Genomic DNA, 14,479 nt, shown 5'->3' with positions numbered 1-14,479 from the left:
CCGTCCGTGGTGCGCGTTCCGGGCCGGCGCGCTATGGCCGGGCCGCGCTCACGGTGTTGGACGTTGCGGCAGCGTACGGCACGTTCGGGAGCATTCCCGCCCCGGCCAGGCGCGCGAAGCGATCCGGCATGACGCCGAGCAGCAGGATGGCGACCACGCTGGCCACGACCACCACCCGGGTGAGCAGCGGCGTGGCGCCGGGAACCGGGGCGCCGTCCTGACGCGGCTTCATGAACATCACCATCACGACACGCAGATAGTAGCCCGCGGACACCACGGTGGTGAGCACGAGGACCACAGCCAGCGTGGCCTGCGGGACCGGGGTCTGGATGGCGGCCTGCAGCACGTACCACTTGGCGAAGAAGCCGGCGCCGCCGAAGATCGGGAACCCGAGCAGCGACAGCATCAGGATGCCCATGCCGAGCGCCAACCATGGCCGCACCGACCAGAGGCCCGCGAAGTCGTCGATCAGCACCGGGCGGTCGCCGGTCTGCGACATGACGATGATCACGGCGAAGGCGCCGAAGGTGGCCAGCGTATACGCGAGGAGATAGAACAGCATCGCCGAGCCCGCCTGCGAACTGCCGGAGGCCAGGGCGACGAGCAGGAATCCCGCATGGGCGATGCTCGAATATGCGAGCATGCGCTTGATGTTGCGCTGGGCGAGTCCCACGGCGTTGCCCACGACCATCGTCGCGATCGCGATGGCGCCGAGGGCGGGTCGCCAGGCGTCATACGCCGCCGGGAACGCCTGCATCCACACGCGCAGGAGCGCGGCGAAGGCCGCCGCCTTGACCGTGGCGGCCATGAAGGCGGTGATCGGCGACGGCGCGCCGTCGTACACGTCGGGCGCCCACATGTGGAACGGCACCGCCGCCACCTTGAAGGCGAAGCCGATCAGCATCAACCCCACGCCGATCACGAGCAGCGGACTGCGCAGCAGGGCCAGGCGCTGGATCCGATCGGCGATGTCGGCGAGGTTGGTGGATCCGGTGGCGCCGTAGACCAGCGCCATTCCGTACAGCAGGAACGCGGTGGCGAACGCCCCGAGCAGGAAATACTTGAGTGCTCCTTCGGCACCGCGGGCGCTGCGGCGATTGATGCCCGCCAGGGCGTACACGGAGAGCGACATCATCTCCACGCCGAGGAACACGATCATGAGGTCGTGGGCGGCGGCGAGGAGCATCATGCCCGACGTGGCGAACAGGATGAGCACGTGGGACTCGGCCACCGTGATCCCCTGCCGGTCGTTGTCATCGATCGTGAGGGCGATCGCGAACAGCGCGCCGAGCAGGATGACCAGATCGGCCATCCAGCGAAAGTTGTCGACGGCGATCGGCCCGGATGTGGCCGTGCGCATCTGATAGAGGTACCAGACCGTGACCCCGCCCGTGATCACGGTGAGGATCAAGCTGCCGATGCCGACGGCGCGCTGGTGGGCCGCGCTGGCGGGACGCCAGGCCGCCCAGAGGAGCAGCAGCATCGCGCCCACCATGAGCACGATGTCGGGCCCCAGCGCCGCCATGAGCTGCGACGGGACGGAGAGATCGAATGGCGGCATCAGTTGCCCCCTCCGACGGCCGCCATCAGCTGGGCCCGGTCCTGCACCGTCTGCACGAAGTGCTGCGCCGAGACCTGCATGCGGTCGAGCACCGGCTTGGGATAGACGCCCAGCCAGATGATGGCGGCGAGGAGCGGCACGAGGAGGGCCAGCTCGCGGCGATTGAGATCGGGGATGTGGAAGTTCACGGGCTTGTCGAGCGGGTTGAACAGGATCCGCTGGATGGCCCACAGCATGTAGGCGGCCGAGAAGATCACCGCCGTCGTGGCGACGAAGGCGAACATCGGGTACGTGCGGAAGGCGCCGATGAGCACGAGGAACTCACCGACGAACCCGTTGGTGCCGGGCACCCCGATGCTGCTGAAGGTCACGAGGGTGAGGGCCGCCGCGAACATCGGGACGACGCGGGCGAGGCCGCCGTAGTCCTCGATGAGGCGGGTGTGGCGCCGTTCGTAGATCATGCCGATGAGAAAGAACAGCGCGCCGGTGGAGATGCCGTGGTTGATCATCACCATCAGCGCGCCCTGCACGCTCTGCACGGTGAGCGCGAAGATGCCGAGCATCACGAAGCCCAGATGGCTCACCGACGAATAGGCCACGAGTTTCTTGAAGTCGGGTTGGACCAGAGACACCAGCGCGCCGTACACGATGCCGATCACGGCCAGCGAGAGGATGATGGCCCGCACGGTGTCGTTGGTGGCGACGGCCGGGAACAACGGCACGGCGAGCCGCAGGAACCCGAAGGTGCCCAGCTTGAGCATGATGCTGGCCAGCACCACCGATCCGGCGGTGGGGGCCTCGACGTGCGCATCGGGCAGCCAGGTATGGAACGGGAACATCGGCACCTTGACCGCGAATGCGAGGAAGAAGGCGCCGAAGAGCCAGAACGCGGTCGACGGCGGAATCTTGGCCGTCTGCATGATCACGTCGTAGCTGAAGTTCGGGATGCCGGTCATCGGCGACCGCGCCGCGATCCCGAGATACACGATGGCGACCAGCATCAGCATCGAGCCGATCATCGTGTAGAGGAAGAACTTGAGGCTGGCGTAGATGCGCCGCTCCCCGCCCCATACGCCGATGATGAAGTACATCGGCACGAGCATCACTTCCCACATCACGTAGAACAGGAAGAGATCGAGCGCCATGAAGACGCCGAGCATGCCCGTGGTGAGGAGGAGCAACAAGGCGTAGTACGTGTGCGTCCGCTTGCGCACGCTCGTCCAACTGCCGAGGACGGCCAGGAACATCGTCCCCGTGGTGAGCAGGATCATCATCAGCGAGATGCCGTCGATGCCCACCGTGAACCGGATGCCCCAGGCGCCGATCCACGGGCGGTCGAACACCGCCTGCCATCCCGCCGAGGCGGCGTCGAACGACCACCAGAGGCCGGCCGACACGACGAATTCGATGCCGAAGGTGATGAGGGCCATCACCCGCGGGACGGACGCGGCGCCCGACGCGACGTCGTCGTCGCCGGGAAGTCCGCCCGGGGCGCCCTGGATCCAGATGGCCACCGCGCCGAGCACGGGGAGCAGTAGCAGCACCGGAAGCACCCAGTGCATGTACCCGATCGAGGTCAGGAATGCGTTCATGGCAGCACCGCGTGGTGGAAGGCGCCGAGGACGAGGAGTACGCCGAGCACCAGGACCCACGCGTATGTGCCAAGCTGTCCGGACTGCAGTTGCGACCCGATCCAGCCCGCGAATCGCGCTGCCCACGCGGTGCCGTTGACCATGAGCCCGTCGATCAGGCCCACATCGATGCCGCGCCAGAGGAGGTTGCGGGCCGTGCCGTACGTGCCCTTCACGACGGTCGCGTCGTAGATCTCGTCCACGTAGTACTTGTTGGCGAGCACCCGGGCAAACCCTTCTTCGGGCTTGGCCTGCGCCTTGGGGACGAGCGCTGCCGGCTTGAGCTTCACCACGGCGATCGCGATGCCGGCCACCGCCACGGCGACGGCCACCGCGATCAGCAACGCCTCGGTGCCGGGCGCGGCCTGCGCGGGACCGGTCCCGATGACCTCGGCCGTGCTCCGCCCCACCACGGGGTCGAGCCAGCGCTCCAGGCTGCCGGTGGGACCGAGCGGGAGGTAGTGGGTGACCACTTCGGGGAGGTTGAACCAGCCGCCGACCGCGCTCAGGATGGCGAGGACGATGAGCGGCCCGGTCATGATCCACGGCGCCTCGTGCAGATGCTCGCGCTCGTGCTCGCCGGTCCGGTTGGGCCCATGGAAGGTGTACAGCATCATCCGGGTCATGTAGACCGCGGTCAGGAGCGCCGCCGCGAGGCCAACCGTGTAGGCCGCGTAGAGCACCACCGTGCCGGGAATGCCGAGCCAGTGCGCCTGGGCGAGCGTGCTGCCGTTGGCGCGGGCGAACACGGTGCCGAGGATCTCATCCTTGGAGAAGAATCCGGCAAACGGCGGAATGCCGCAGATGGCCAGGGTGGCAATCCACATGACCACCCAGGTGGCCTTCATGTGGTGCCGGAGCCCGCCCATGTTCCGCATGTCCTGCGCGTCGTCATGATTGTTGGTGTGGTGATAGGCCCGGTGCATGGCATAGATCACCGAGCCGGATCCCAGGAACAGCAGCGCCTTGAAGAACGCGTGCGTCATCAGGTGGAAGATGCCTGCCACGTAGGCCCCTGCGCCCACGCCCACGAACATGTAGCCGAGCTGCGAGACGGTGGAGTATGCGAGGACCTTCTTGATGTCCCACTGCTTGAGGCCGATCGTGGCCGCGAACAGCGCCGTGGCGGCGCCCACCACGACCACCGTGAGGCCGGCCACCGGGGCCGCCGCGAACACGAAGTTGCTGCGGGCGATGAGATACACGCCGGCCGTGACCATCGTCGCGGCATGGATCAGCGCCGAGACGGGCGTCGGACCGGCCATCGCGTCGGGGAGCCAGATGTACAACGGAATCTGGGCGCTCTTGCCGGCGCAGCCGAGGAAGAAGAAGAGCGCGATCGTCGTGATCAGCGCCCCGCCGAACACGAACTGCCCGGACATCGCCTGCAGGCGGCTGAAGTCCAGCGTGCCGAAGTTCGCGAACAGCAGGAACATCGCGATCAGGAAGCCGAAGTCGCCGATGCGGTTGACGATGAACGCCTTCTTGCCGGCGTCGGCGTTGGCCTTCTCGCTGAACCAGAATCCGATCAGCAGGTAGGAGCAGAGGCCCACGCCCTCCCATCCGATGAACAGGATCGGGTAGTTGGCGCCGAGCACCAGCACCAGCATGAAGAAGACGAACAGGTTGAGGTACGCGAAGTAGCGCGGGTACCCCGGATCGTCCTGCATGTAGCCGACGCTGAACAGGTGGATGAGCATGCCGACGCCGGTCACCACCAGCACCATGACCATCGACAGCTGGTCGAGCCGGAACGCGACGTCGATCGTGAGTTGGCCCACCGGCATCCAGGCGAAGTACCGCTGGATGAACGGCTCGGCCATCTCGCCGAGGCCCTGCATGCGGACGAAGATCGCGAGCGCGAGCAGGAACGTCGCGACGAGGACGCCCGGCCCGACGATGCTCGTGACGGCCGCGAACCGATGCCGGGTGGGAGCGTGCGCGTCGTGGCCGGCGGGATGGTCGGACGCCTCGGCGTCGTGCGATCCGGCGCCGGGGTCGGCGGGCCCGAAGTGGGCCACGGCCTTGAGCGACAGGGCGCCGTTGATCAGGAACCCGAGTAAGGGCAACAGGGGGATGGCCCACAACCAGTCGGCAACGGTGCCGGCAAGCGGATGGCCCCCCGTGGATGCTACGGATTGCAGGAGCATCAGCCCTTCAGGAGGTTGATGTTCTGAAGATTGACCGTGTGCCGATGGCGGAAGAGCGCGATGATGATCGCGAGGCCAACGGCGGCCTCGGCGGCCGCGACGGTCATGACGAGGAACACGAACACCTGGCCGCCGGCGCCGTACACGCGCGAGAAGGCCACGAACGTCAGGTTGACGGCGTTGAGCATGAGCTCGACGCACATGAACAGGATGATGGCGTTGCGGCGCGTGAGCACGCCGACGACGCCGATCGAGAATAGGACGGCGGAAAAGAACAGCGCCTCAGCGAGCATCGGTCCTCCGCTTGCCGAGGACCACGGCGCCGACGATCGCGGCCAGCAGCACCATGCTCGTGATCTCGAATGCCAGCAGGTATTGGTGGAACAACGGCCCGGCGATCGGGGCGATCGCACCCTGGGCGGCCACCTGCTCGGCCGCGTATCCGGCCGGCAGTGCGAACGGCTGGGCGGCGGTGCCGTGGACCAGCGTGAACAGCTCGGCCAGCAACCCGAGGCCCACCGCGCCGGCGGCGAGCTTCCAGCCCAGCGACCTGGCATCGGCGATCGCCGCCGGCTCCCCGAGGTTGAGGAGCATGATCACGAACAGGAACACGACCATGATCGCGCCCGCATACACGATCACCTGGATGGCCCCGATGAACTGGGCGTCGAGCAGCACGTAGAGCGCCGCCAGGCAGAACATCGTCACCACGAGCCAGAGCGCCGCCGCGACCGGACTCTTCCGGGTGACGAAGACGAGGGCGGACGCGATCGCGATGAGGCCGAACAGGTAGAAATGGAATTCGTAGAAGAGCGAGATCTGCCCTGGCATCACTCCCCCTTGGGGTCGGCGGGATCCCACATCTCGCACACCGGGTGGGTCTGCGCCGTCAGCCGTTCGAGGTCGTAGACAAAGCCCTGGCGGCTGTATTCCGCGTTCTCGTAGTGGCGGCCGACGTGGATCGCCTCCTCGGGGCACACTTCCTGGCAGTAGCCGCAGAAGATGCAGCGGAACTCGTCGATCTCGAACACCAGCGGATAGCGGTTGCCCTTCTCGTCCTCGCCCGGCACGAGCTTGATGCAGTTGGCCGGACAGACGGTGGGACAGAGCCCGCAGGCGACGCACTTGGCCTTGCCGTCCTCGGTGGTCAGCATCCGGTGCGTACCGCGCCAGCGGGGCGAGAGCGACTTCTTCTGCTCGGGATACTGGGTGGTCACCTTCTGGGGATTGAGCAGGTGCTTGGCGGTGAGGACCATGCCCTTGAGCGTGGCACGCACGTAGCTGCTCTGGTCGATCGGGCGGTCCAGCACCTTGATGCCGATTGCCATCAGTCGCGCCCCTCCCTCATCAGTGACGACTCAGCCGCCGCGGCGCGGAGCGTGTCGAGATTGCGTTTGTCGAGCCGGGAATAGGCCGGGCTGATCAGCCGGCCGCGGTCGATGAACAAGAACAGGATCGCGACGAGGACCACGTTGAGCGCCAGCAACGACAGGCCGAACGCCCACGACCCGCGGGCCACGCCGGCGGCGTCGAGTCCGAGGATCGCGCTCGCCATCACCACGATGTAGCTCAGCGACAGCGGCAGCATGAACTTCCATCCCAGCGCCATCAACTGATCGTAGCGGAACCGCGGCAGAGTCCAGCGGATCCACATGTAGAAGAACAGGAAGAACAGCACCTTGAACAGGAAGAACCCGCCGGTGGCGAAGGTCTTGAGGACGCTCCACGGCGCCACGTCCCACTGCCCCGGGATGTCCCAGCCGCCGAAGAACAGCGTCACCATCAGCGCGCTGGCGGTGACCATGTTCGCGTATTCGGCGATGAAGAACATCGAGAACTTCATGGCGCTGTATTCCGAGTGGTAACCGGCCACGAGCTCGGATTCGGCTTCGGGCATGTCGAACGGCAGCCGGTTGGTCTCGGCGAACGCCGCCACGAGGAAGATGAAGAACGCCACGGTGAGCCCGAGCACGTTCCACAGGCCGTGCGCCTGCTGGAGCACGATGTCGTTGAGGGCGACGTTGCCGGCCAGCAGCAGCACCGGGATCGTCGCCATCCCCATGGCGATCTCGTACGACACCATCTGCGCGCTCGCCCGGAGGCCTCCCAGCAGCGCGTACTTGTTGTTGGAGCTCCACCCGGCGAGGACGATGCCGTACACCCCCAGCGAGGAGATCGCGAGGATGAACAGGTAGCCGATCGGCAGCGGCGCGATGACCATGTCGATGAGGCCCCAGCGCGTGGGCAACGGCGCGGCGAACGGGATCACGCACCACGTGAGCATGGCCGGCACGAATGCCATTATCGGCGCGAGCACGAACAGCGGGATGTTCGCCGCGTCGGGGTACGTCTCCTCCTTCATGATGTTCTTGAGCCCATCGGCCGCCGGCTGGAGGAGGCCGCCGGGCCCCACGCGGTTGGGGCCGTGCCGATCCTGGATCCACGCCGAGACCTTGCGTTCGGCCAGCGTGAGCAAGGCCACGCCCACCATGTAGAGCGAGAACAGCACCACGATCTTGATCACCGTCGCCACGAAGAACACGACGTTGGACGGCGGCGGCAGTTGCGGACTCGCGATCTGGAGCAGCGCGTTGCCGAGGATCGTCATGCGACGGCCCCCGCGCCCGCGCTCGGGACGACGGCGCCGGAGAGTCCGAGCGTGTCATACGACATCCCGGCGAACTCCGGATGCGCCGCGGCGAGCGCGGCGAACACTTCGTTGGCGAGCATGTAGGGCGCGGCGTCCCCCACCGCGGTGAGGAGATCGGCCAGCACGAGCCAACTCGGGCGGGCGAAGCCGGGCCCCGCCTTGGCCTGCCGGAACCGCTGCACGCGCCCGCGGAGGTTGGTGAACGTGCCCTCCTCCTCGGCCATGTTGTTGATCGGCAGCACCACCGCGGCCAGGTGGCGCGCCCAGCCGGGCAACGTGGTGCCGATGACGATGATCGCGCCCGCCTTGGCCACGTCGGGCGCGTCGACCCCGGCCAACTCCTCGTCGGCCACGATCAGCACGTCGCCGGCCTGCAGCTTGGCGAGCGGCGCGGAGTCACGCGCCAGGCCCATCAGCTCGGCGCCGCGCCCGTTGGCGGCCCGATCGGCCCGCCGCGCGAGGTCGGCGACTCCGGGCAGCGGCGCTTCGGACCCCTGGCGCACGCGGAACGCGCCGACGCCACCCGTCTTCTTCACGAGCCGGGAGATCAGATAGAGCGCTTCGTTCGGCAGGTTGGGCGAGGCGAGCACGAACGTTCGCTTGCCGGCCACCAGCGCGGCGGCGGCGGACACGGCGGCCTCCCACTCGGCGGTCGCCAGCGCTTCGCCCTGCCGGACCATCGGGTATTCCACGCGATCCTGGCGATTCATCCAGCGGTAGTCCAGCCGGCCCTCGTCGCACAGGAAGTACTGGTTCACGGCATCGTTGGCGCGCGGGCGGAGGCGCACGACCATGTTGTCGCGCGTCTCGATGATCATGTTGCATCCCTGCGAACAGCCCGGGCAGATGGACGCGGTGCGATCGACTTCCCACGCCCGCACCTTGTTGAGCGAATCCTTGGACAGGAGGGCGCCGACCGGACAGAGGTCGATGACGTTGCCGGCCCACGGGTGCGTGAGATCCTTGCCCTCGAACTTGCCGATGAGCGCGCGGTCGCCGCGTTCGCTCACGTTGAGGGCGGCGTCCTGGGCCACATCGCCCATGAACCGCACGCAGCGCGTGCAGAGAATGCAGCGATTGGCCACGTACATCACGTCGCCGCCGAAGTCCTCAACGGGATTGAACCGCTTGGGCTCGCGCAGCCGCCCCTCGGACCGGCCTTCCTGGAACGTGTAGTCCTGGAGCTCGCACTCGCCGGCCTGGTCGCAGATCGGACAGTCGAGCGGGTGGTTGATGAGCAGCATCTCGAGCACGCCCTTGCGCGCCTCGAGCGCCTTGGGGGAATGCACGTGCACCACCTGGCCCTCGCCCACCGTCGTGGCGCAGGAGGGGGCCAGCTTGGGCATCTTCTCGACCTCGACCAGGCACATGCGGCACACGCCGGCCACCGGGAGCCCCGGGTGGTAGCAGTAGTGCGGCACGAGCACGCCCGCCGCCTTGGCCGCTTCGAGAATCGACGTGCCCTCGGGGACGGAGACCGCCCGCCCTTCGATCGTCAGGTTGACCAACTTCGCATCGGGCATTTACACCACCGCCGGGACGTGATGGACCGTCTTCTTCTTGATGAGCGCCTCGAAGTCGCCGCGGAACTTCTTGATGCCCGACACCACGGGCACGGCGCACGAGTCGCTGAGCACGCAGATCGTCTTTCCGGTCATGTTGTCGGCGATGTCGAGCAGGGTGTCGAGGTCCTCGGCCGTACCGTCGCCGGCCACGATCCGATCGAGGATGCGCGTGGTCCACGCCGTGCCTTCGCGGCACTGCGTGCACTGGGCGCAACTCTCGTGGGCGAAGAAGCGCGCCGCCCGCGCGATCTGCTTGACCAGGTTCTGCGCGTCGTCGATCACGATCACGCCCCCCGAGCCGAGCATCGTGCCCTGGTCCACGAACCCCTCGTAGTCCATGAGGCTCGCCTCGGCTTCCTCCACCGTCTGGATGGGCACGGAGATGCCGCCGGGGATGATCGCCTTGAACCGGCGTCCCGGCCGCGGACCACCGCACAGATCGTAGAGGAAATCCTTGAACGGGAAGCCGAGCGTCACTTCGTAGTTGCCCGGCCGCTGCACGTTGCCACAGACCGAGAACAGCTTGGTGCCCGTGCTCTTGGGATTGTCGGCGCGCCCGAACTGCTTGTACCACGCGCCGCCGTGGTTGAGGATGTGGGGGATGGCGGCCAGCGTCTCGACGTTGTTGATCGTGGTCGGCTGCGCGAACACGCCCGACACCGCCGGGAAGGGCGGCTTGATGCGCGGATTGCCGCGCCGCCCCTCGATGGAGTTCATGAGCGCCGTCTCCTCACCGCAGATGTAGGCGCCCGCCCCCTTGTGCACGTAGACGTTGACCGTCTTGCCGGTGCCCATCGCGTTCTTGCCGAGGATGCCGGCGGCGTACGCTTCGACGAGCGCCGCTTCCATGCGGACGATGGGCTCGGTGAATTCGCCGCGGATGTAGATGTAGCAGGTCTCGGCGCCGATCGCGTAGGCGCCGATCGCGCAGCCCTCGATGAGGGCGTGCGGCGTCCAGCGCATGATCTCGCGGTCCTTGAACGTGCCCGGTTCCGATTCATCGGCGTTGCAGCACAGGTAGTGCGGCTTGCCGTCCCCCGGCTTCATGAACGACCATTTCACGCCCGTGGGGAATCCGGCGCCGCCGCGCCCGCGCAGGCCCGACTCCTTCACGATGTTGACGATCTCTGCCGGTTCCATGGCCAGCGCCTTGCGCAGCGCGGTGTAGCCCCCCCGCGTCTTCCAGCCGTCGAGCGAAACCGCCTCCCGGTCTCCGAAATACTTGGAGAGCAGCAGCGTCTCGCGAGCGTGCGGTGCGTGCGGATATCCCATTATTTCAAACCAGAGAGGATCTCGGGCACCTTCTCGGGCGTCACCGATTCCAGGAATTGCTCGTTGATCATCACCGGCGTCGCGAATCCGCAGGCGCCCAGGCACTCGACCTCGATCACCGTGAACCGTCCGTCCTGCGACGTGACGCCGAGCTCCTCGCACCCCGTATGGCGGAGGAAGGCGTCGCGCACGTCCTCGGCCCCGCACACGGCGCACGGCGAGGTGGTGCAGACCTGGATGAAGTGCCGTCCCACCGGGTGCTGGTGGTACATCGTGTAGAAGGTCACCACGCCCTTCACGTATGCGGGGGTGAGCTCCAGCACGGTGGCCACCTCGGCCATCCCTTCTTCGCTGATCCAGCCGCGGTCTTCCTGGACCATCCACAGGGCCGGCAGCAGCGCCGCCATCCTGGTCGGGTAGCGCGTGAACAGCTCGTCGAGCTGCCGGCGCCGATCGCCGACGAACACCGGCTGGTAGTGCTCCGCGTGGTGCCCGTGCGATGCGTCGGCGGGGGCGTCCACGCCGCCCATGTCTTGCGCGTTCACCGGCCGGAATCTCCTTCGAAGGTATGCTCGAGCAGGCGGGCCGTCATCGGTCGATCTCGCCCATGACGATGTCGATGCTCGCGTTGATGGCGATCACGTCCGACAGCAGGTGGCCCTCCACCATCTTCGGGATGGCGGACAGATTCACGAACGACGGAGGCCGGATGCGCCAGCGCACCGGCTTCGACGTGCCGTCGGACACCATGTAGTAGCCCTTCTCGCCCTTGGGACTCTCCACCGCCACGTAGCACTCGCCGGCCGGCGGCCGCGGACCTTCCATGACCTGCTTGAAGTGATGGATCATCGACTCCATGTCGCTCGTGGCCTTGCTCTTGGGCGGCAGGATCACGCGGTGGTCGTCGACGTTCACCGGGCCGTCGGGCAGCCGCCGGATGGCCTGCTCGAGGATCCGCACCGACTGGCGCAGCTCTTCCACGCGCACCAGATACCGGTCGTACACGTCGCCGCTCGTGCCCACCGGCACGTCGAAGTCGTACGTCTCGTAATCCAGATACGGGAAGTCGCGGCGGACGTCGTACGCCACGCCGGACGCCCGGAGCATCGGGCCCGAGAGGCCGTAGTTCATCGCCTCGTCGGCCGACATCGCCCCGAGGCCGACCGTGCGCCCCACCCACACCGCGTTCTTCGACAGCATCCGCTCGGCTTCGTCGATCGTCTTGGGGAAGCTCTTCACGAAGCCGGTGAGCTTGTCCATGAAGCCGTCGGGGATGTCGGCGCCCATGCCGCCGACGCGGGTCAGCGACGTCGTGAGCCGGGCGCCGATCCACATCTCGATCAACTCGTACACCCGTTCGCGCTCCTGGAACAGCCAGAGGAACGGCGTGAACGCGCCGATGTCGATGCAGGTGGTGCCCCACCAGACGAGGTGCGAGATGATCCGCGACAGCTCCATCGCGATCACCCGGAGCACCGTGCAGCGTTCCGTGATCTCGATCCCGAACAGCCGCTCGGCGCCGAGCACGAAGGCGACGTTGTTGCCCGGGGAGTTGAGGTAGTCCTCGCGATCCGTCCACGGGATGATCTGATTGTACTGGCGATATTCGCCGATCTTCTCGAAGCCGCAGTGCAGGTACCCGATGTGCGGAATGCAACGCACCACGGTCTCGCCGTCGAGTTCGAGCACCAGCCGGAGCACGCCGTGCGTGGCCGGGTGCTGCGGACCGATGTTGATGAGCATGTGCTCGCCGGCGAGATCGGGCTCCATCGCCTCGGGCGCTTCCATGGCCACGGCGTTGCCCCGGTCGTCGGTCACCAGGGGCACCCGCACCGGACGGCCCTGCGCATCGAGGCCCGTGGTCGAGAGTTCGACTTCCACCGTACGCTTGGTCGTTGGCATGGCGCGCTATTCCCCCGCCTGCTCGCCGCCGCTCAGGCGGCGCCGCATTTCCTGCGGGAGGTCCTCGAACGCGTCGGCGATCGACAGCTCTTCCATCGAGTAGCGGGCTTCGGGATTGGCCGCCAGCGCCTGCCGGAGCTGCTCCGACCGGCTGAACCGGCCCCGCAGCGGGAAGTCCTTCCGGAGGGGGAACCCTTCGCGGTATCCCTCCCACATCAGAATGCGGCGCAGATCGGGGTGGCCGCGAAACGCGATGCCGAACATGTCGTAGCACTCGCGCTCCAGCCAATCCGCTCCCTTGTACACGTCCCAGACGCTGGACACGGCGAGCGGTTCGCCCCGGGTCAGCTCCACCTTGAGCCGCAGGAACCGCCGGTACACGATGGAGCGCAGGTGCCACACCACCTCGATCGGCTGCTCGGGGTCGCGGAACTCCACCGCCGTCACGTCGGAGAGGTACTCGTACTGCTGCGACGGATCGTCGTGCAGCCAGCGCACGATGTCGAGCAGGGAGGCGTCGGCGACGACGACGTTGGTCTCGCCGCGCACCACGTGCACGCGGCGCACCGCGTCACCGAAGCGCGCCTGCAACGCCGCGGCCGACGGATTGGCGTCGCCGCCGGCCAACGCCACATGGTGCGGGGTGGCGGGCGACGGCGCGCCGGCGCCGAGGGCGCTGCCGGCCACCAGGGGCGTGAACGGCGCGCTCACAGGCCCGACCGGGTCTGGTGGACCGAATTCCCGAACGGCTCCGACAGTTCGTCGATCAGCGACGGCGGGATGTAGAGCTGGCTCTTGGGGTCGGGCTCCATCTCGTTGCGGAGCGTCTTGTCGGCCGCGCGCTCCTTCTTGACCTTCTCCTGGAGGAGCATGATCCCGTAGATCAGGCCTTCCGGCCGCGGCGGGCACCCGGGGACGTACACGTCCACCGGAATGATGGTGTCGATGCCCTGCACCACCGCATAGTTGTCGAACATCCCGCCCGACGACGCGCAGGCGCCCATGGAGATCGCCCACTTGGGCTGCGGCATCTGCTGCCAGATGCGACGCAGCACGGGCGCCAGCTTGAACGGCACACGGCCGGCGCAGATCAGCACGTCGGCCTGGCGCGGGGAGAAGCTCATCCGCTCCATGCCGAACCGCGCGAGGTCGAAGTCGCTCGCGGCGCTGGCCATGAATTCGATGGCGCAGCACGCGGTGCCGAACGGCATTGGCCAGAGCGAGCTGGCGCGGGCCCAGTTGACGAGAAAGTCGAGCTTCGTGGCCACCCAGCCTTCCTGTGAGGCCGGATTGTACGACACGGTCGACTCCGGGCGCGGGGTCAGTCCCATTGCAGGGCACCCTTCTTCCAGACGTAGAGGAAACCGACGAGGAGAATGGCCATGAACACCAGCATCTCCCCGAGGCCGAAGAACGAGATCTGTCCTGCCGGACAGGCGCCGCCCACGAGGGGCACCGCGCACGACAGTTCGCGGAAGTTCGCACCCCACGGAATCATGAACACGGTCTCGATGTCGAAGATGATGAAGAGCACCGCGACCATGTAGAACTTGACCGAGAATCGCTCACGGGCGTCGCCCAGCGGCGGCATGCCGGATTCGTACGCGGCCTGTTTGACCGGCGTCGGGCGCGGACGCAGCGTGAGATGGGAGAGCCCCAGCATCACCACCGCGTTGACGATGGCGAAGCCGAGCAGGAGCAGGACGGGGAAATACGTGCGTTCCATGGCGCTCCAGACTTCGTGAAAA

At 67.2% G+C, this 14,479-nt stretch carries 14 protein-coding genes; all 14 read right to left on the bottom strand.

What is annotated here, in order from left to right; all coding sequences use genetic code 11:
• Positions 1-31: 31 nt before the first annotated feature.
• The 14 genes from VNE60_01735 to ndhC are packed head-to-tail and all read right to left on the bottom strand — an operon-like array spanning position 32 to position 14,457.
• Entirely contained in the window at positions 32-1,561 is a 1,530-nt protein-coding gene (locus tag VNE60_01735; GenBank protein HVB30228.1) for an NADH-quinone oxidoreductase subunit N, read from the bottom strand.
• Positions 1,561-3,153, bottom strand: coding sequence for an NADH-quinone oxidoreductase subunit M (locus tag VNE60_01730; GenBank protein ID HVB30227.1), 1,593 nt, complete (start codon positions 3,151-3,153; stop codon positions 1,561-1,563). Before VNE60_01730 ends, VNE60_01735 begins: the two co-directional genes overlap by 1 nt.
• Positions 3,150-5,342, bottom strand: a complete 2,193-nt coding sequence (nuoL, locus tag VNE60_01725; protein HVB30226.1) for an NADH-quinone oxidoreductase subunit L — start codon at positions 5,340-5,342, stop codon at positions 3,150-3,152. Before nuoL ends, VNE60_01730 begins: the two co-directional genes overlap by 4 nt.
• Positions 5,342-5,635 carry an NADH-quinone oxidoreductase subunit NuoK gene (gene nuoK, locus VNE60_01720; protein ID HVB30225.1) on the bottom strand — a complete coding sequence of 98 codons (294 nt, stop codon included), beginning with the start codon at positions 5,633-5,635 and terminating at the stop codon, positions 5,342-5,344. The genes nuoL and nuoK overlap by 1 nt, the downstream gene beginning before the upstream one ends.
• Complete coding sequence (locus tag VNE60_01715; protein ID HVB30224.1) at positions 5,625-6,173, bottom strand: NADH-quinone oxidoreductase subunit J; 549 nt, start codon at positions 6,171-6,173, stop codon at positions 5,625-5,627. The genes nuoK and VNE60_01715 overlap by 11 nt, the downstream gene beginning before the upstream one ends.
• Positions 6,173-6,670, bottom strand: coding sequence for an NADH-quinone oxidoreductase subunit I (locus tag VNE60_01710; protein ID HVB30223.1), 498 nt, complete (start codon positions 6,668-6,670; stop codon positions 6,173-6,175). The genes VNE60_01715 and VNE60_01710 overlap by 1 nt, the downstream gene beginning before the upstream one ends.
• Entirely contained in the window at positions 6,670-7,950 is a 1,281-nt protein-coding gene (gene nuoH / locus VNE60_01705; GenBank protein HVB30222.1) for an NADH-quinone oxidoreductase subunit NuoH, read from the bottom strand. The genes VNE60_01710 and nuoH overlap by 1 nt, the downstream gene beginning before the upstream one ends.
• The gene (locus VNE60_01700) at positions 7,947-9,515 is read right to left on the bottom strand and encodes a 2Fe-2S iron-sulfur cluster-binding protein (protein HVB30221.1); all 1,569 of its coding nucleotides are present in this window, start codon (positions 9,513-9,515) and stop codon (positions 7,947-7,949) included. The genes nuoH and VNE60_01700 overlap by 4 nt, the downstream gene beginning before the upstream one ends.
• Positions 9,516-10,829: an NADH-quinone oxidoreductase subunit NuoF gene (gene nuoF / locus VNE60_01695; GenBank protein ID HVB30220.1), complete on the bottom strand. Its 1,314-nt coding sequence runs from the start codon at positions 10,827-10,829 to the stop codon at positions 9,516-9,518.
• The gene (locus tag VNE60_01690) at positions 10,829-11,374 is read right to left on the bottom strand and encodes an NAD(P)H-dependent oxidoreductase subunit E (GenBank protein ID HVB30219.1); all 546 of its coding nucleotides are present in this window, start codon (positions 11,372-11,374) and stop codon (positions 10,829-10,831) included. The genes nuoF and VNE60_01690 overlap by 1 nt, the downstream gene beginning before the upstream one ends.
• A gap of 43 nt (positions 11,375-11,417) precedes the next feature.
• Positions 11,418-12,731 carry an NADH dehydrogenase (quinone) subunit D gene (gene nuoD / locus VNE60_01685; protein ID HVB30218.1) on the bottom strand — a complete coding sequence of 438 codons (1,314 nt, stop codon included), beginning with the start codon at positions 12,729-12,731 and terminating at the stop codon, positions 11,418-11,420.
• Between the two features lie 6 nt (positions 12,732-12,737).
• The gene (locus VNE60_01680) at positions 12,738-13,442 is read right to left on the bottom strand and encodes an NADH-quinone oxidoreductase subunit C (GenBank protein HVB30217.1); all 705 of its coding nucleotides are present in this window, start codon (positions 13,440-13,442) and stop codon (positions 12,738-12,740) included.
• A complete protein-coding gene (nuoB, locus tag VNE60_01675; protein HVB30216.1) occupies positions 13,439-14,032 on the bottom strand; it encodes an NADH-quinone oxidoreductase subunit NuoB in 594 nt (197 codons plus the stop codon). Before nuoB ends, VNE60_01680 begins: the two co-directional genes overlap by 4 nt.
• Before the next feature lie 20 nt (positions 14,033-14,052).
• Positions 14,053-14,457: an NADH-quinone oxidoreductase subunit A gene (ndhC, locus tag VNE60_01670; GenBank protein ID HVB30215.1), complete on the bottom strand. Its 405-nt coding sequence runs from the start codon at positions 14,455-14,457 to the stop codon at positions 14,053-14,055.
• Between the last annotated feature and the right edge of the window lie 22 nt (positions 14,458-14,479).

This window comes from Gemmatimonadaceae bacterium, from assembly GCA_035533755.1.
Classification (GTDB): domain Bacteria; phylum Gemmatimonadota; class Gemmatimonadetes; order Gemmatimonadales; family Gemmatimonadaceae; genus JAGWRI01.
This window is presented reverse-complemented; position numbering and strand designations above follow the sequence as displayed.

Coding starts and splice junctions, on each gene's coding strand:
- VNE60_01735 (HVB30228.1), bottom strand. CDS start 1,561: ATGCCGCCATTCGATCTCTCCGTCCCGTCGCAGCTCATGGCGGCGCTG.
- VNE60_01730 (HVB30227.1), bottom strand. CDS start 3,153: ATGAACGCATTCCTGACCTCGATCGGGTACATGCACTGGGTGCTTCCG.
- nuoL (HVB30226.1), bottom strand. CDS start 5,342: ATGCTCCTGCAATCCGTAGCATCCACGGGGGGCCATCCGCTTGCCGGC.
- nuoK (HVB30225.1), bottom strand. CDS start 5,635: ATGCTCGCTGAGGCGCTGTTCTTTTCCGCCGTCCTATTCTCGATCGGC.
- VNE60_01715 (HVB30224.1), bottom strand. CDS start 6,173: ATGCCAGGGCAGATCTCGCTCTTCTACGAATTCCATTTCTACCTGTTC.
- VNE60_01710 (HVB30223.1), bottom strand. CDS start 6,670: ATGGCAATCGGCATCAAGGTGCTGGACCGCCCGATCGACCAGAGCAGC.
- nuoH (HVB30222.1), bottom strand. CDS start 7,950: ATGACGATCCTCGGCAACGCGCTGCTCCAGATCGCGAGTCCGCAACTG.
- VNE60_01700 (HVB30221.1), bottom strand. CDS start 9,515: ATGCCCGATGCGAAGTTGGTCAACCTGACGATCGAAGGGCGGGCGGTC.
- nuoF (HVB30220.1), bottom strand. CDS start 10,829: ATGGGATATCCGCACGCACCGCACGCTCGCGAGACGCTGCTGCTCTCC.
- nuoD (HVB30218.1), bottom strand. CDS start 12,731: ATGCCAACGACCAAGCGTACGGTGGAAGTCGAACTCTCGACCACGGGC.
- ndhC (HVB30215.1), bottom strand. CDS start 14,457: ATGGAACGCACGTATTTCCCCGTCCTGCTCCTGCTCGGCTTCGCCATC.